The sequence below is a fragment of the Mesorhizobium sp. M0518 genome, assembly GCF_040321125.1.
Taxonomy (GTDB): Bacteria; Pseudomonadota; Alphaproteobacteria; order Rhizobiales; family Rhizobiaceae; genus Mesorhizobium.
The window spans coordinates 16,822-32,366 of record NZ_JAMYQY010000027.1 but is presented as its reverse complement, the minus strand read 5'-3'; the positions used below and the strand labels follow the sequence as shown (position 1 = coordinate 32,366).

The 15,545-nt window shown below is 62.6% G+C and carries 15 protein-coding genes; 4 read left to right on the top strand and 11 right to left on the bottom strand.

Translation table 11 applies throughout. The annotated features are described in order from the left end of the window. The 10 genes from ribD to NKI66_RS28475 form a co-directional block, all read right to left on the bottom strand. The gene (gene ribD, locus NKI66_RS28520) at nt 1–1,116 is read right to left on the bottom strand and encodes a bifunctional diaminohydroxyphosphoribosylaminopyrimidine deaminase/5-amino-6-(5-phosphoribosylamino)uracil reductase RibD (protein WP_352753725.1); all 1,116 of its coding nucleotides are present in this window, start codon (nt 1,114–1,116) and stop codon (nt 1–3) included. 2 nt (nt 1,117–1,118) lie between these two features. Then, on the bottom strand, nt 1,119–1,598 hold the full coding sequence (nrdR, locus tag NKI66_RS28515) for a transcriptional regulator NrdR (protein ID WP_023810227.1): 480 nt from the start codon (nt 1,596–1,598) through the stop codon (nt 1,119–1,121). Nucleotides 1,599–1,758: 160 nt separating this feature from the next. Further along, nucleotides 1,759–2,409 carry a hypothetical protein gene (locus tag NKI66_RS28510; RefSeq protein WP_032909003.1) on the bottom strand — a complete coding sequence of 217 codons (651 nt, stop codon included), beginning with the start codon at nt 2,407–2,409 and terminating at the stop codon, nt 1,759–1,761. 76 nt (nt 2,410–2,485) lie between these two features. Further along, entirely contained in the window at nt 2,486–3,799 is a 1,314-nt protein-coding gene (glyA, locus tag NKI66_RS28505) for a serine hydroxymethyltransferase (protein WP_023810225.1), read from the bottom strand. Nucleotides 3,800–3,978: 179 nt separating this feature from the next. Then, the gene (locus NKI66_RS28500; protein ID WP_352753722.1) at nt 3,979–5,625 is read right to left on the bottom strand and encodes a Na+/H+ antiporter; all 1,647 of its coding nucleotides are present in this window, start codon (nt 5,623–5,625) and stop codon (nt 3,979–3,981) included. Nucleotides 5,626–5,767: 142 nt separating this feature from the next. After that, the gene (locus NKI66_RS28495; RefSeq protein WP_023810224.1) at nt 5,768–7,021 is read right to left on the bottom strand and encodes a L,D-transpeptidase family protein; all 1,254 of its coding nucleotides are present in this window, start codon (nt 7,019–7,021) and stop codon (nt 5,768–5,770) included. A 362-nt stretch (nt 7,022–7,383) separates the two neighbouring features. Beyond that, on the bottom strand, nt 7,384–7,782 hold the full coding sequence (locus tag NKI66_RS28490) for a hypothetical protein (RefSeq protein ID WP_023810223.1): 399 nt from the start codon (nt 7,780–7,782) through the stop codon (nt 7,384–7,386). A 176-nt stretch (nt 7,783–7,958) separates the two neighbouring features. Beyond that, on the bottom strand, nt 7,959–8,474 hold the full coding sequence (ldtR, locus tag NKI66_RS28485) for a transcriptional regulator LdtR (protein ID WP_008875359.1): 516 nt from the start codon (nt 8,472–8,474) through the stop codon (nt 7,959–7,961). A gap of 238 nt (nt 8,475–8,712) precedes the next feature. Then, a complete protein-coding gene (locus NKI66_RS28480) occupies nt 8,713–9,135 on the bottom strand; it encodes a DUF6163 family protein (RefSeq protein WP_023810222.1) in 423 nt (140 codons plus the stop codon). Beyond that, complete coding sequence (locus NKI66_RS28475) at nt 9,132–10,175, bottom strand: enoyl-CoA hydratase/isomerase family protein (protein WP_023810221.1); 1,044 nt, start codon at nt 10,173–10,175, stop codon at nt 9,132–9,134. The genes NKI66_RS28480 and NKI66_RS28475 overlap by 4 nt, the downstream gene beginning before the upstream one ends. A gap of 247 nt (nt 10,176–10,422) precedes the next feature. On the opposite strand from NKI66_RS28475, the gene NKI66_RS28470 reads away from it, so the two are divergent. From NKI66_RS28470 to NKI66_RS28460, 3 genes are all read left to right on the top strand, one after another. Then, nucleotides 10,423–11,199 carry a DUF8605 domain-containing protein gene (locus tag NKI66_RS28470; protein ID WP_245273170.1) on the top strand — a complete coding sequence of 259 codons (777 nt, stop codon included), beginning with the start codon at nt 10,423–10,425 and terminating at the stop codon, nt 11,197–11,199. A gap of 88 nt (nt 11,200–11,287) precedes the next feature. Continuing rightward, nucleotides 11,288–12,319, top strand: a complete 1,032-nt coding sequence (gene hemB / locus NKI66_RS28465) for a porphobilinogen synthase (RefSeq protein WP_352753719.1) — start codon at nt 11,288–11,290, stop codon at nt 12,317–12,319. 217 nt (nt 12,320–12,536) lie between these two features. After that, entirely contained in the window at nt 12,537–13,184 is a 648-nt protein-coding gene (locus tag NKI66_RS28460; RefSeq protein ID WP_023810218.1) for a dihydrofolate reductase family protein, read from the top strand. Nucleotides 13,185–13,236: 52 nt separating this feature from the next. Here the strand turns inward: NKI66_RS28460 and ppk2 are convergent, their stop codons facing one another. Next, the gene (gene ppk2, locus NKI66_RS28455) at nt 13,237–14,157 is read right to left on the bottom strand and encodes a polyphosphate kinase 2 (protein ID WP_023810217.1); all 921 of its coding nucleotides are present in this window, start codon (nt 14,155–14,157) and stop codon (nt 13,237–13,239) included. Nucleotides 14,158–14,427: 270 nt separating this feature from the next. Here ppk2 and NKI66_RS28450 point away from each other — a divergent pair, with 270 nt between their 5' ends. Next, nucleotides 14,428–15,471: an aldo/keto reductase gene (locus NKI66_RS28450; protein WP_352753717.1), complete on the top strand. Its 1,044-nt coding sequence runs from the start codon at nt 14,428–14,430 to the stop codon at nt 15,469–15,471. The last annotated feature ends 74 nt before the right edge of the window (nt 15,472–15,545 follow it).

The following is a 15,545-nucleotide window of genomic DNA, read 5'->3' as shown; positions in this document are numbered from 1 at the left end:
CTAGAGGTCTCTTATCCACTCGGCGTAGCTGTCTTCGCCGAAACGCATGTCGCGCAGTTTGCGAAATCCTGCCGGGATATGGTCGGCGTCGATCGGCGATGCAATGCCGTCGTCGCCGATCGCTTCCGGCCCCTGGAACAGCACAACGCGGTCGACCAACCCATCGGCCAGGAAGGCGCTCGCCACCTTGGCGCCGCCCTCGACCAGCACGCTGCCCATGCCGAGCGCGGCCAGATCCTCGAGCAGTTCCGGCAGAGCGATGCCGCCCTCATGTGTTTCAGTGCCGATGAAGCGCACGCCTTCGCGTTCGAGTGCTGCCCGCCGCAGCGGATCGGCCTCCAGGCAAGCGGCGACATAGAGCGGCACCCGGTCGACGCCCGAAACCAGCTTCGAGGCCTCCGGCAACCGGATCTGGCGGTCGAGCACGATGCGGGCAGGCGAACGGTTCTCCAGCCCCGGCAAACGCACCGTCAGGGCCGGATCATCCTCAAGGGCCGTCCCGATACCAACCAGTATGCCATCCGCCTCGGCCCGCATCAGATACACTTCGCGGCGCGCGATATCTCCGGTGATCGACACCTGCCCACCGCCTTCCCTGCCGATCTTGCCGTCGCTGGAAAGCGCAAGCTTGAGAATCACTTCCGGGCGTTTTCTCAATGATCGGATCAAATAGCCGGCCATCTGCTCGGCGGCTTGCTCGGCCAACACCTTCTCGACCACCTCGACACCGGCGGCACGCAGGATCGCGTAACCCTTGCCGGATACGCGCGAATCGGGATCGCTGGCCGCACCGACGACGCGTGCGACACCGGCATTGACCAGCGCATTGGCGCAAGGCGGCGTGCGGCCGTGATGGGCGCAAGGCTCCAGCGTGACGTAAGCGGTGGCGCCGCGCGCGAGGTCGCCGGCCTCGGCCAAGGCCTCGGTCTCGGCATGCGGGCGGCCGCCGACAGCGGTGACGCCGGTGCCGACGATCATCGGGCCATTGCCGTCATCGCGTACGATCAGCGTGCCGACGGAGGGGTTGGTCGCGGTGCGCCCGGCATTTTTTCGCGACAGTCTGAGTGCCGCCGCCATGAAGCGGCGATCAAGGGCGGCCTGTTCGCTTGCAGTCATGCTCAGCTGGCTTCCTCTTCACCCTTGATTTCGTCGCCCTTGAGCTCGCCCAGCAGTTCGTGGAAATCCTTGGCCTCGCGAAAATTGCGGTAGACCGAGGCGAAACGCACATAGGCGACATCGTCGAGCGATTTCAGCGCTTCCATGACCAGCCGGCCGACTTCTCCCGAAGCAACCTCAGTCTCGCCGGAACTTTCGAGCTGGCGCACGATGCCGGTCACCGCGCGGTCGATGCGCTCGGGATCGACATTGCGTTTGCGCACGGCGATCTCCACCGAACGCAGCAGCTTGTCGCGGTCGAAGGGTACTTTGCGGCCCGATTTCTTGACCACGACGAGGTCGCGCAACTGCACGCGCTCGAAGGTGGTGAAGCGACCGCCGCAATCGGGGCAGACGCGCCGCCTGCGGATCGCCGCGCCATCCTCGGCGGGGCGCGAATCCTTCACCTGCGTATCTTCTGACTGGCAATAGGGACAGCGCATGGAGAAGCCTTTGGTTGGCGAATCTGGTGAAGCGAAAGGCTTAGAGGTTTTTGCAGCGATGGCAAAGTGTCGCCAACAATCGCCCTTCATCGCACAGAGATAGCGAGGCGCAAGCAGGATTGCCAGCCTCGCCAGGCGGCCGCACAGCGTACCGATGTCTTCAGGGAGCGACGTCGGCGGTCGGAAATCCGCATGATGTGCCGAGACTTCGATAGGCCTTGGTGAAGCCGTCCATGGATATGCTTCCAACCGGCGCGTCGCCGAAGGAGACGTCAAGCACCGATGCCCGCCGCATGGCGCGCAGGAGCGCCAGGCTGGTCTTGGCCTGGTTGTCCACGGTCCAGCTGAGCCGGCCGTTTACGGCGCCATCAGAATGGAGTTTTGCGGCAACACGGCCCTTGTCGTCGCCGAAGGTGGCGGCGACGGACTTGCCGGCCGGCAGATCCTTGTTGTCGACGGCGATCGTTACGGACGGGTAGGCATCCGGCGGCAGTGCATCGCCGTTCGTGATGACGAGCGTCAAGGTACCGGGCACGCCGCCCGCGCCGATAAAGGCGGTCGAGGCAGCGCAGGTCTTGCGCAGATCCTCACCGGTGTCGACCTCGTCGACCAGGGTCGACCATCTGCCGAAAGTTTCGAGCTTGGGTGCCGGCTGGGCGGGCGCCGCCGGCTCGGCCTGAGGTGCGGGTTGCGCGGGCGCGGGTTGAGCAGAGGCGGTTTGCGCCAAGGCGATGCCGGGGAAAGGCACGGCGATCAAAGCGGCCAGAGCGCCAACGGCGCCAAGGTCGGCGAAACGAAATGGTCGCATCATCAAGGCTCCTGCCGGCCGCCCCGGCCTGCTGCAACGACGCTTGTCGTTGCAGCAGGCCGTAAGACTTCCTATCGCGTCAGCCCAGATAGGGATAGAGCGGGAAACGATCGGTCAGCGCCACGACCTTGGCCTTGACCGCTGCTTCGACAGCGGCATTGCCCTCGTCGGAATTCGCAACCTTGAGACCGTCCAGCACTTCGGCGATCAGCTTGCCGATCTCGCGGAATTCGGCCTGGCCGAAGCCGCGCGTGGTGCCGGCCGGGGTGCCGAGACGCACGCCCGAGGTGACGAACGGCTTTTCCGGGTCGAACGGAATGCCGTTCTTGTTGCAGGTGATGTTGGCGCGGCCCAGCGCCGCCTCGGCGCGCTTGCCGGTGGCGTTCTTGGGCCTGAGGTCGACCAGCATGAGATGGTTGTCGGTGCCGCCGGAGACGATGTCGAGACCAGTCTCCTTGAGGCTGGAGGCCAACGCCTTGGCGTTGGCGGCAACGCTCTCGGCATAGACCTTGAAGCCTGGCTTCAGCGCTTCGCCGAAAGCGACAGCCTTGGCGGCGATGACATGCATCAGCGGGCCGCCCTGCAGGCCTGGGAACACCGCCGAATTCATCTTCTTGGCGATGTCCTCGTCATTGCACAGGATCATGCCGCCGCGCGGGCCGCGCAGCGATTTATGCGTCGTGGTCGTCACGACATGGGCATGCGGCAGCGGCGACGGGTGCACGCCGCCGGCGACGAGGCCGGCGATGTGGGCCATGTCGACCATCAGATAGGCGCCGACCGCATCGGCGATCTCGCGAAAGCGCTTCCAGTCCCAAACGCGGGAATAGGCGGTGCCGCCGGCCAGGATCAGCTTCGGCTTGGTCTCGTGCGCTGTCTTCTCGATGGCGTCCATATCGAGCAGATGGTCGTCCTGGCGCACGCCATAGGAGACGACCTTGAACCATTTGCCGCTCATGTTGACCGGCGAACCATGGGTCAGATGGCCGCCGGAATTGAGGTCGAGGCCCATGAAAGTGTCGCCGGGCTGCAACAGCGCCAGGAAGACGGCCTGGTTCATCTGGCTGCCGGAATTCGGCTGGACGTTGGCGAAGTTGCAGCCGAACAGCTTCTTGGCGCGCTCGATGGCCAGTTCCTCGGCCACGTCGACGAACTGGCAGCCGCCATAGTAGCGCTTGCCCGGGTAGCCCTCGGCATATTTGTTGGTCATGATCGAGCCCTGCGCCTCAAGCACCGCGCGGGAAACAATGTTTTCCGAGGCGATCAGCTCGATCTCGTGACGCTGGCGACCGAGTTCGTTGCGGATGGCGCCGAAAATCTCCGGATCGGCATCGGCCAGCGTGGTTTCGAAGAAGGATTCGAATTTGTTCGACACTGCCGCTGCTGTTGCCATGGCCTGAAATCCTCGGGGTTCGGGGGCAATTTTCGATTTATGCAAGTCGTTGTCCCAAAACCGCTGCACACTTTTGGGCGACTTGCATTTGCCGGGCCATTAACACAGTTGTTTTCGCCCCGCCACGTTTGCGGCGCGAAATTTGCTGGCCGGATTGCGCCAGCGAAGCCTTCAGGTCGCTATTTCCTCGCCTTGCGGCCTCTCAGCAAGGCCTCGGTGAGCGTGATCTCGGTAAACAGCGCCTGCGACGTGTGGTCGTTGATCTCGCCCCGGCGAAACATGGCGCGTACGGCCTCGCGCTCGGCTTCGATGCCCGCAAATCTCAGCTCGAGTTCCAGCCTTCCGGCTTCGCGCGCCTCAGCGCGGGCCTCATCGGCTTCGTCCGAGGCGGCGATGCGGCGCCGGTAGCCGGCGACGATGCTGTCGGCGGCGGCAAGCCTGGCGCCGGGCACCTCGCCTCCCTCATCGTCACCAACTCCAGCGATGCTCTCGATGCGTGCGATTGCCGCCTTGGCGGCGCCGACACGCGCCAGGCGCTCCTCGGCTGCGCCGGCATCCTCGCCCGGTTCGACCAGCCCCCTGGCGATCGTCGGCAGAGCGAGGCTGGCGAAGACCAGCGAACAGATGATGACGCCAGCGGCCAGGAAAATGACCAGGTCGCGCGCCGGAAAAGGCGAGCCGTCCGGCATGGCGAGCGGCAGCGACAATATGCCGGCCAGCGTAATGGCGCCGCGCACGCCGGCCACCGAACCGGCAAGCCGCACGCGCAACCCGAACGGCTCCACCTTGCGCTTGCCCAGACGCGCGGCGATGCCGGCCGCGATATCGCCCACCCAGATCCACAGGAAGCGCAACGCGATCAGGCACAGCGTCAGCGCGATGACGGTCGCGATCGGCTGGATGATCGGGTGCAGGCTCATGAGTTCCGGCGGCACATGGCGGATGATGTCGGGAAGCTGCAGGCCGAGCACGATGAAGAGAGCGCCGTTGAAAACGAAGGAAAGCGTCGTCCACAGCGACATCGTCTGCATGCGCGCCGAGACACCGAGGAAGCGAAACACGCCGGAGCCGCCGGTGAGCAGGCCGGCGGTGACCGCCGCCAGGATGCCGGAAGCTCCGACATGCTCGGCGCCGAGATAGGCGATGAAGGGCAGCAGGACCATCACCAGCACCTGCGCCTCGGCCGGCACGCCGCCGATCCGGTTGAGCAGTTGCAGCAGCTTGGCGGCAACGAACAGCGCCGCCACGCCGATCAGGATGCCGATCGCCACGGCATAGAGAAAACTGAGCGAAGCCGCGGCAAGGGAAAAGCTGCCGGTCAGCACCGCCGCGACGGCAAAGCGGAACATGACCAGCCCCGACGCATCGTTGAGCAGCGACTCGCCTTCCAGAATGTGCATCAGCCGCGCCGGGACGACATTTCTGTCGACGATCGAGGACACGGCCACCGCGTCGGTCGGCGACAGCACCGCGGCGAGCGCGAAAGCGACGACCAGCGGGACGCTCGGCACCAGCCAGTGCAAGGCGTAGCCGAAGCCGACGATGGTGAAGAAGACGAGCCCTATGGCAAGATCGAGGATCGGTCTGCGCAGCGCCATCAATTCACGCTTCGGCGCGCCATAGGCATCGCCGAACAGCAGCGGCGGAATGAACACCAGCAGAAACAGTTCCGGATTGATCTCGACATGGATGCCGCGCACCGGCCAGGCGAGCGCGGCACCGATCGCAATCTGCAGCACCGGCAACGGTACCCGCACCAGGCGAACCAGAGCGCCGGAAAGCGCCACGAAGACGAGCACGACCAGAATGAAGACGGCGACTTCCATGGTCCGGTTCCAGGCTTTCCGCCGACCATGCGCGCAAAGCCGGCCGATCCGTCCAGCCGCCCGTCCCGTGAAAAACGCCGCGGCACCCAATCAATAAAAAGGCCGCCCTGAGAGGCGGCCTTTTTAGATAAGAATCAAATGCTTACAGCGCAGACGTGATCTGCAGTTCGTTGTTGCCATCAAGCGCGTAGACGTCGTCGCGGAACTGCACCACGCCCGGACCGGTCGACCAAGCCGAGAGATAGAGGAAGTGGACCGGCACCGGATTGGTGACCTGGATCGGCGTGTTTTCACCGGTCTTGATCGCCGCCTCGAAATGCTGGCGATCCCAGCCGGGCGTGTCGCGCAGGATCCAGGTGACGAGGTCGCGCACATTCTGCACGCGCACGCAGCCCGAGGAATCGAAACGCAGCATCTTGCCGAACAGGCTCTGCTGCGGCGTGTCGTGCATGTAGACGCCGTCAGGGCTCGGGAAATTGATCTTCACCGAGGCCATGGCGTTTTCCGAGCCGGGATCCTGGCGGAAACGGTACTTGGCGGCGTCGTCGGTCGACCAGTCCACATTCATCGGATCGACTTCGCTGCCATCGGGCGCGAACAGGCGGATGTGGCTGTTCTTGAGATAATCGGGATTTTTCCGCATCAGCGGAATGATGTCCTTGCGCACGATCGAGACGGGCGCGTTCCAGTATGGATTGACGATGATCTCATTGATCTTGGAATTGACGATCGGCGTCTGCCGGTCGATCTTGCCGACGATCGCGGTGTGGCGAAGCACGACGCGATCGTTCTCGACCGCTTCGACCTGCGCTGCCGGAATGTCGACCAGCACGTAGCGGCTGCCCAGCGTGCCGGCCTTCTCGCGCAGCCGTTGCAGATTGGTCTGCAGCTGGCCGAGCCGGATCTGCGCCGAAACGTTCATCGCCGCATAGGTGTATTTGCCGAGCGCACCATCGGCAGGCAGACCGTGGCGCAGCTGGAAGCGCTTGACCGCCGAGTCGACATAAGAATCGAAAGCCGTCGAAATGCCGGCGCTCTGCGACAGGTCGCCGGAAACCATCAGCCGCTTGCGCAACGGCACCACATCGGGATCATCGACGCCAAGCTGCAGCTTCTTGGTCGCGGGAACCTCGACCCAGCCACCCTGCCCGACAATGTTCTGGTATTGCCCGACCGCCTGTTCCGTGAAGGCGACGGTCTGCGGGCTGAAGATCGGCAGCGTCGAGGCCACCTTGCCGCCCTCGCTGGCGCGGGCGTCGAACTGGTCGTCCCAATTGCCGCGCGCCGAGGATTTCAGGATATCACCGATCACATCTTGCGCATTGGCGCCGCCGGCGACCACCGCTGCTGCGAGCGCGGAGGCTCCGGAGAGGAAAAAACGACGGCTGGTTCTCATGGACGTTCCAGACATTTGTAGCAGTTCGATCACTTGCTGCGTTGATCACCGGGCGATCTCGCCCGCACTGTAAAATTGGCAATCTTAACAATTAGCCAACCATGCTCCGTATCACCTTGGTGTGACAGCGCCCAGGCGCGATACAGATTGCGGGTGAACGCATGGTCTTCACACCAGCATCACTGCCACTCTCGGTTCCATTGGAATATGGCGGCAACGTGGCCTTGGCCCGCGATTTGCATCGGGCGCCGCAGCGAAATGAAAGGCCCGTGCTTTTTCGGTATCGATCGGCATCCTTGATCGCGTCAAGCAGACGGCGGTTCGGCCGCTCCACGAGACGCGCTGCCTATCCTCACGATCCCTCAGTGTGAGGTTTCAACCTTTGGGCCCGGACCTAGCTTCGCCTTCAATTCCGAACATCGTTGCAACACCTCATGCTGGGGGTAGCGCAGGACTTTGTTGTCCTCGAGTTTGAGCAGCAGCTCCCGCCTCTTGTCTGTGCTCTCGCCGTCCGTACACGTCATATCCAGGATGACGACATCCAGGCGGTTGATCTTCTGAACCTTGTCCAACGTGCAGCGGACCTCCCACATTTCCATTGCTTTGTCGGTAAACGTCACTATCGAGTCATTGTTGTCACAGGGCTCGCTGCCTTCCCCAGCGAAAGAATCCTTCCACCATTCCTCGGCAAAAGCCGTTTGCGAGACCAACAAAAGCACTGCGGCAACCGAGCAAATCTTCGTGCGTTTTCCCTCACCCATAACGCGCCCCTCCAGGCCGTGACATTAGGCACTGCTGCAGCGAAAGCAAACCTGGCCGGATATTTGGGCTTTGGGATCAGGAAAAGAAAAGGCCGATGCCTCTCGGCACCGGCCCTGACTGAAGGTCGATATTTCGGCCGCGCTTCTGTGGCGCGGGCCGGATCCGATGCGACGCCTTACATCCGGTAGGCGATGGTGTCGTTCCAGAAGCGGTCGAGCCGCTGCAAAGCGCGGTTCATCTGCTTGAACTCGTCGGTGTTGATGCCGCCGACCTGTTCGATCGAGCCGACATGACGCTCGTAGAGGCCGGCAACGACCTCCGCCACCTCGTTGCCCTTCGGCGTCAGCGAGACACGGACCGAACGGCGGTCGATGCGCGAGCGCTGGTGGTTGATGAAGCCGAGATCGACCAGCTTCTTCAGATTATAGGAGACGTTCGAGCCGAGATAGTAGCCACGCGAGCGCAGCTCGCCGGCGGTCAGCTCGGAATTGCCGATATTGAACAGCAGCAGCGCCTGGATGGCATTGATGTCGGAACGGCCGTTGCGGTCGAATTCGTCCTTGATCACATCAAGCAGGCGGCGGTGCAGCCGCTCAACAAGCTGCAGCGATTCCATGTACAGGGAACGGATAGCCTCGCGGCGATCGTCGGATACGTTGGCGGTCTTCGCCGCCGGACGCGAATTGATCATTGTCTTTGCCTCTCGTTTGTCGCCCTGGTGATTTTTTGTTTTTCACCTTGATCGCGACACTATCGAATACTCATAAAATTCGACTTAAACGCTAGGGCTAACAAGAGCTTACCGGTAAGAGGTTTCGCAAGAGGCTTAACGAACGGTCACCCGAGCAAGGATAATTAACCTAAAGATTTCGGCAACGATTGCGGGGCTCATTCGAGGCGACAGCCGGGCCGCCAATGTGCTCAAGGGCTTAGTGGCGGACCGGGCGCTTCTGCAGGTAGATGACGACGCGGAAGACAATGTAGAGCACCGCCACCGCCGCATGCGAGACGACAATCAGCAAGCGATGGCCGAATAGCTCGGGAAAGCCGGCATACATGACCGTCTCGGTCACCGCGCAAATGAACCAGATCACCGGGCCCCAGGACGCCAGCATCCACAGGCCGGCAGCGGCAAAGGGGAAGAACACGGCGAGCACCACCGCCGCGACCTGCCAGTGCACGGGCATCAGGTCGAAACGCCACAGTGTGCCCGGATAAAAGCCGATCAGCCTGATCCAGTAGAGAATGCCGAACAGCAGGCAGTAGCCCGATATGACGCGCTGGAACCAGGCGAAGATCACCTCCACCCCGGAGGGCTGCAGCACGACGCGCCTCGAGGTCACCTCGCTCATATCAAGAGTTCCCGTTCGCCGAGCGGGGCGAAATAGGCGTCGACATCCGCTTCGCTAACCGCAGCGAGGCTTGCCGGCCGCCATTGCGGCTTCGAGCCCTTGTCGATGATGGCGGCGCGGATACCTTCGTAGAAATCATGGCCGGCGAGCATCCGGTTGAGGATGCGGAACTCCATTTTCATGCAGGTTTCCATGGACAGCGTCAGTCCGGCGCTGATCTGCCGCCAGGCGACGCGCAGGCTGGTCGGCGAGCGGGTGCGGATCGTCGCCAGTGTCTTTGCCGCGAACTCGTCGGCGGCGGCCGCACGCTCGAGGCTGTCGATGACGCGGTTCAGGGACGGTTGCGAAAAATGGCGAACAATCGCCTCCAGCGTCGGCCTGTCGGTTTCTCGCCTTGCCTGCACGAAGAAGCCGCGCAGCACCGATTCCGGATCGCCGGTCAGCGCCAGGCGGTCGAGGAAGCCAGCCTGGTCCTCGGCCTTGATGGTATGGGTGGCCAGCCCCGACCACAGCGCATCGCCATAGCGGATGCGATTGCCGGTCAGCGCCAGATACATGCCGAAGGAGCCGCCGAGATCAGGCAGCAGGTGGCTGGCGCCAACATCCGGAAAAAAGCCGATGCCGACCTCCGGCATGGCAAATTGGGCATTCTCGGTCATCACCCGGTGCGAGCCATGGAAGGAGATTCCGACACCACCGCCCATGACGATGCCGTCGATCAGGGCCACATAAGGTTTCCTATAACTGTTTATGCGGGCGTTGAGGCGATATTCGTCGGCGAAGAACTCGACCGGCGGTTTTCCCGCCCGGCCTGTCTCATAGACATGCAGGATATCGCCGCCGGCCGAAAAGGCCCTGCCCTCGGCCCTGACGACGACGACATCGACGCCCTGGTCGGTCTCCCAGGCGGAAAGGGCAGCGTCGAGCGCCCCGATCATGCGGTGCGTCAAGGCATTGAGCGCCTGCGGCCGCGTCAAGGTGACGACGCCGGCCCGGCCCAGATGTTCGAAGCGGATCTCGTCGCCTCCGCCAAAATCCATCGTGAAGAATCCCTCCCCCGGCCGCCGGGACTGAAGTGCTAAAGCGTGGCGCATGGGTGCGTCAATGGCGAGCACACCGGTGCAAGCTCTGGCCCGGACCAGGAGCCGGTACTAAAAATCGAGCTGCAATACTGAAAAACTGGATAGAGTTCATTGCAGCGCAGCTCTGGCGGGTCTTCGAACGGGACGATTGGTTATGACTCGATTTTCACGCTTTGCGCCGGTGGCAATTGGGCTGAGCATCTGCTTGGCTGTTCACCCTGTCATGGCGGGGACTTTGGAAGACCTCTACAGTTCGCAGACCATCGTCAACGGCAAGTACGAGAAGAACCGCCAGTCCGGCTTCAAGCGCTGTCTCGACGCGGTTCTGGTGCGGATTTCCGGTGATCAGCGCCTGCCGGCGAAACCTGAAATGACGGTATTGCGTGATAAGGCCGGCAGCTTCGTCGCTGGCTTTCGCTACCGCGACCGCATGGAAGGCATTCCCAACCATGACGATCAGGGCACGTACGATCGGCCTCATAATCTTTATTGCCAGTACAAGCCGGCTGACATCGACCCGGTGCTGGCTTCGCTCGACAGCAGGCCGTGGCTGACCGAGCGGCCACGGCTGGCGGTGTTTTTGGTGACCGAACGCGGCCCAAGGCATGCCGCGCTCGATGCCAATGACGAGCGCGGCATGCTGATGCGCGAATCCTTCAGCAATGCCGCCGCGCCACTGGCCATGCAGGTGAGTTTTCCAACGGCAGCACTGCTGTCGCAGGCCGGGCTGGACGATCAGACACTTCGCAACGCCGAGATGACCAAGCTCGACAGCATCGCGAAAAAGGCCGGTGCCGACCAGGCGCTTTCCGGCAACCTTGTCTGGAGCGACAAGGAACTGGGCTGGATCGCCGACTGGCGGCTGGCCATGGCCGGCAAGACCTACATCTGGCAGGTGCGCGGTGTCGGCTTCGACGAAGCTTTCCGTGTCGCCATCAGGGGCGCAGCACAGATTCTGTCAGGCAATGGGCAACCCGAATAGACCTCGACCGCGTCGCTGGCACAATCGTGCCGCATTGGTCAGCGGCGGGAGCTCGTGGTAAAAGCCTGCCCGAACGAGAGTATTGGCGATGAACAAATTCACCCCCGCAAAGCCCGCCGGCGCGCGCGGCGTCGACGAGATCACCGGCAGCCGCCGTCTGCGCCGCATGCGCAAGGCCGACTGGTCGCGCCGTCTCGTGCAGGAGAACCGGCTCACGGTCGACGACCTGATCTGGCCGATCTTCGTCGTCGAGGGCAAGGGTGTCCGCGAGCCGATCGCCGCCATGCCCGGCGTCTTCCGCCTGTCGATCGATCTCGCCGTCAAGGAGGCCGAGCGCGCGGCAACACTCGGCATTCCGGCACTCGCCACCTTCCCCAATGTCGACATCTCGCTGCGCGACCAGACCGGCTCGCACATCCTCGATCCCAACAATGTCATCAACCGCGCCACCCGTGCGATCAAGGATGCGGTGCCGGAGATCGGCATCATCACCGACGCAGCGCTCGACCCGTTCACCAGCCACGGCCATGACGGCATCCTGCGCGACGGCATCATCGTCAACGACGAGACAGTGGAACAGGTGACCGCCGCTGCTGTCATCCAGGCGGCCGCCGGTGCCGACATCATCGCGCCGTCCGACATGATGGACGGCCGCATCGGCGCCATCCGGGACGCGCTTGACGCCAATGGTTTCCAGGATGTGGCGATCATGTCCTATGCGACCAAATTCGCTTCGGCCTTCTACGGCCCCTATCGCGAGGCGGTGGGCACCGCCGGCCTGCTCAAGGGCGACAAGAAGACCTATTACATCGACCATGCCAATTCCGACGAAGCGGTGAGAGAGGCCGAACAGGACATTGCCGAGGGCGCCGACATGCTGATGGTCAAGCCCGGCCTGCCCTATCTCGACATCATCCGGCGGCTGAAAGACGAGTTCCAGATGCCGACCTTCGCCTACCAGGTGTCGGGCGAATATTCGATGATCAAGGCGGCAGGCGCCAATGGCTGGATCGACGGCGAGAAGGCAATGCTGGAATCGCTGCTCGCCTTCAAGCGCGCCGGCTGCGACGGCATTTTGACCTATTTCGCGCCCGAGGTGGCGGAGCTGCTCAAGGGGTAATTTCTCTTCCGACGATGACCGGTCGCGGCAACCAATGTCGGCGAATCCGCTTCGACATCCCTACCAATTTCCGGCTCCTGGCCGGGGAATCCATAGCGGGGGTCGCTTGACCCCTAGCCTGGGCTTCGTTCGCGCTTGAAATACCGCTTGCAATTCACAATCAGTTTGATACAAAACAACTGCTTGCAAAATACAACTGGTTATCGAGGAGGCTCGCATGTCCAAACTTCGCGTCAACGCTTTCACCCTGTCGCTCGACGGCTATGGCGCCGGTCCCGATCAGGATCTGCAAAATCCTCTCGGCGTCGGTGGGGAATCCTTGCACAAGTGGTTTGTCGACACCCGCACCTTCCGTGAGATGGTTCTCGGACAAGATGGCGGCACCACCGACGTCAACGAGGCGTTCGCGGCGCGCAGCTTCGAAAATGTCGGCGCCTGGATCCTCGGCCGAAACATGTTCGGACCGATCCGCGGCGAGTGGCCTGACGACAGCTGGAAGGGCTGGTGGGGCGACAACCCGCCCTATCATGTGCCGGTTTTCGTGCTCACCCATCACAAGCGGGAACCGATCACGATGGAGGGCGGCACCACTTTCCACTTCGTCACTGACGGTATCCATTCAGCTCTTGAACAGGCTAAGGCTGCCGCTGGCGGCAAGGACGTGCGGGTCGGCGGCGGCGTCGCCACCATCCGGCAATATCTGCAGGAAAAACTGATCGACGAGATGCATCTGGCGATCGCGCCGGTGCTGCTGGGCACGGGCGAGAACCTTTTTACCGGCCTGGACATGCTCAAGCTCGGTTATGTCTGCAACGAGCAGGTGGCGACGCCGCTCGCCACGCACGTCATCATCAAGCGGGCGTAGGTGGAGAGCCAATCTCCCCCCCCTCGGGGGGGAGATCGCAGCTTCGTCTATCTCAATACTTCTCCGACACGTAAAGCTCGCGCGGCAGCACTTGGCGTTCGTATTCGGGGTTGAAGACGCGCTCCGGCAGCGTGATCTCCTCGTGCGGCACCTCCTCGTAGGGCAATTGCTTGAGCAGATGGTCGATGCAGTTCAGCCGCGCGCGCTTCTTGTCGTTGCCCTCGACGATGAACCAGGGCGCTTCCGGGATGTTGGTGCGGGCGAAGGTCTCTTCCTTGGCCTTGGTGTATTGCTCCCAGCGCACGCGCGACTGCAGGTCCATCGGCGACAGTTTCCACTGCTTCATCGGATCATGGATGCGCATCAGGAAGCGCATCTGCTGTTCCTCGTCGGTGATCGAGAACCAGTATTTGACCACGGTGATGCCCGAGCGGACCAGCATGCGCTCGAACTCCGGCACGTCGTGAAAGAATTCTTCGACCTGATCGGGCTGGGCAAAGCCCATCACCCGCTCGACGCCCGAGCGGTTGTACCATGAGCGGTCGAACAGCACGATCTCGCCGCCGGCCGGCAGATGCGGGACATAGCGCTGGAAATACCATTGCGACTTTTCGCGCTCGGTCGGCGCCGGCAGTGCCACGACACGGCAGATGCGCGGATTGAGCCGCTGGGTGATGCGCTTGATGACGCCGCCCTTGCCGGCCGAGTCGCGTCCCTCGAAGATCACCACCAGCTTCTTCTTGTGGTAGGCGACCCAGGACTGCAGCTTGATCAATTCGGACTGCAGGCTGATCAGGTCGCGAAAATATTGCATGCGATCGATCGAAGGCGGATGCGAATTCTTGTAGATCTTGGCGATCTCCATCGACAGCGCCGGCTCCGACATTTCGAGCTCATAGTCTTCGTCGAGCGTGTCGGCGAGTTCGGCTTCAAGCCAATCCCTGGCCGCAGAATTCTGTTTTAGCTCGGTCATTATCGGCTGCTCCACTTGCAAGCTCTGTCGATCGGCGCCCCAAACTCCCGGCTTACAGCCCGGAACGGCAACGCCTGAGCCGACTTCAATATAGGCCCGCAATGACGGTTTTATTGCAGCCTGACCTGATCGCCATCACTGCAAAAACCCGCGAGGCATGATCGATCCGCCGCCCTGGCATGGAGACATACCGCGCAAATTGTCCTACAAATAGCAGCCACATTCGGGCGCCCTTCCCAACCCCTTCTCAATGCAATCGCGAGGACCGACATGGAATACTGCACTCTCGGCCGTTCCGGCCTGAAAGTATCGACGCTGACCATGGGCACCATGACTTTCGGCGGCGCCGGCGCATTTTCGGCTGTCGGCAAGACCGACCTCGACGAGGCGCGCCGGATGATCGATCTCTGCATCGACGCCGGCATCAATGTCATCGACACTGCCAACGTCTATTCGAACGGCATTTCCGAAGAAATCATCGGCGAAGCGCTCGGCGGCAAGCGCAAGGGCGACGTGCTGATCGCCTCCAAGGCACGGATGCGGATCGGCAAAGGTCCGAACGATGAAGGCCTGTCGCGCCATCACCTGATCCGCGAATGCGAGAAGAGCTTGAAGCGGCTCAGGACAGACGTCATCGACATCTATTTCCTGCACGAATGGGATGGCGTGACACCGCTGGAGGAAACCATCGCCGCGCTCGATACGCTGGTTGCCCAGGGCAAGATCCGCTATGTCGGCTGCTCCAACTATTCCGGCTGGCAGGTGATGAAGGCGCTCGGCGTCAGCGACAGCCATCATCAGCCGCGCTTCGTTTCGCAGCAGATCCACTACACGCTGGAAGCGCGCGAAGCGGAGTACGAACTGCTGCCGATTTCCGTCGACCAGGGATTGGGCGTTCTGGTCTGGAGCCCGCTTGCCGGCGGATTGCTGTCCGGCAAATACCGCCGCGACAGCCCCACCGCCCGCCAGCTTGCAGGCTGGTCGGAACCGCCGATCCGCGACGAGGACCGGCTGTGGCGGATCGTCGATGTGCTTGTCGAGATCGGCGCGCAGCGCGGCGTGTCGGCAGCGCAGGTGGCGCTGGCCTGGCTGCTTGGCCGGGCGGCCGTCAGTTCGCTGGTGATCGGCGGCAGGACGGAAACGCAGTTCCGGGACAACATCGCGGCGGCAAGCCTGGTGCTTTCCGGCGAGGAGCGCGAGCGCCTCGACGTGGTGAGCCGGCCGCCCTTGCTCTATCCCTACTGGCACCAGCAATTGACGGCAAAGGACCGGTTTGGCGCCGCCGATCTGGTGATTGACCGAAGCGGCATCTGATCGGCAAATCGACGGCGATAGGTATCGGCCGCCGCAATGATGAGCCTGGCCCCTTCATTGCAACGCGCATCTTG

What these genes read in the sequence shown, in the direction of transcription:
- hemB (WP_352753719.1), top strand. Translation starts at nt 11,288, where the DNA reads ATGAACAAATTCACCCCCGCAAAGCCCGCCGGCGCGCGCGGCGTCGAC.
- ppk2 (WP_023810217.1), bottom strand. Translation starts at nt 14,157, where the DNA reads ATGACCGAGCTAAAACAGAATTCTGCGGCCAGGGATTGGCTTGAAGCC.
- NKI66_RS28490 (WP_023810223.1), bottom strand. Translation starts at nt 7,782, where the DNA reads ATGGGTGAGGGAAAACGCACGAAGATTTGCTCGGTTGCCGCAGTGCTT.
- glyA (WP_023810225.1), bottom strand. Translation starts at nt 3,799, where the DNA reads ATGGCAACAGCAGCGGCAGTGTCGAACAAATTCGAATCCTTCTTCGAA.
- NKI66_RS28450 (WP_352753717.1), top strand. Translation starts at nt 14,428, where the DNA reads ATGGAATACTGCACTCTCGGCCGTTCCGGCCTGAAAGTATCGACGCTG.
- NKI66_RS28460 (WP_023810218.1), top strand. Translation starts at nt 12,537, where the DNA reads ATGTCCAAACTTCGCGTCAACGCTTTCACCCTGTCGCTCGACGGCTAT.
- NKI66_RS28510 (WP_032909003.1), bottom strand. Translation starts at nt 2,409, where the DNA reads ATGATGCGACCATTTCGTTTCGCCGACCTTGGCGCCGTTGGCGCTCTG.
- NKI66_RS28495 (WP_023810224.1), bottom strand. Translation starts at nt 7,021, where the DNA reads ATGAGAACCAGCCGTCGTTTTTTCCTCTCCGGAGCCTCCGCGCTCGCA.
- ribD (WP_352753725.1), bottom strand. Translation starts at nt 1,116, where the DNA reads ATGACTGCAAGCGAACAGGCCGCCCTTGATCGCCGCTTCATGGCGGCG.
- ldtR (WP_008875359.1), bottom strand. Translation starts at nt 8,474, where the DNA reads ATGATCAATTCGCGTCCGGCGGCGAAGACCGCCAACGTATCCGACGAT.
- NKI66_RS28500 (WP_352753722.1), bottom strand. Translation starts at nt 5,625, where the DNA reads ATGGAAGTCGCCGTCTTCATTCTGGTCGTGCTCGTCTTCGTGGCGCTT.
- nrdR (WP_023810227.1), bottom strand. Translation starts at nt 1,598, where the DNA reads ATGCGCTGTCCCTATTGCCAGTCAGAAGATACGCAGGTGAAGGATTCG.
- NKI66_RS28475 (WP_023810221.1), bottom strand. Translation starts at nt 10,175, where the DNA reads ATGGATTTTGGCGGAGGCGACGAGATCCGCTTCGAACATCTGGGCCGG.
- NKI66_RS28480 (WP_023810222.1), bottom strand. Translation starts at nt 9,135, where the DNA reads ATGAGCGAGGTGACCTCGAGGCGCGTCGTGCTGCAGCCCTCCGGGGTG.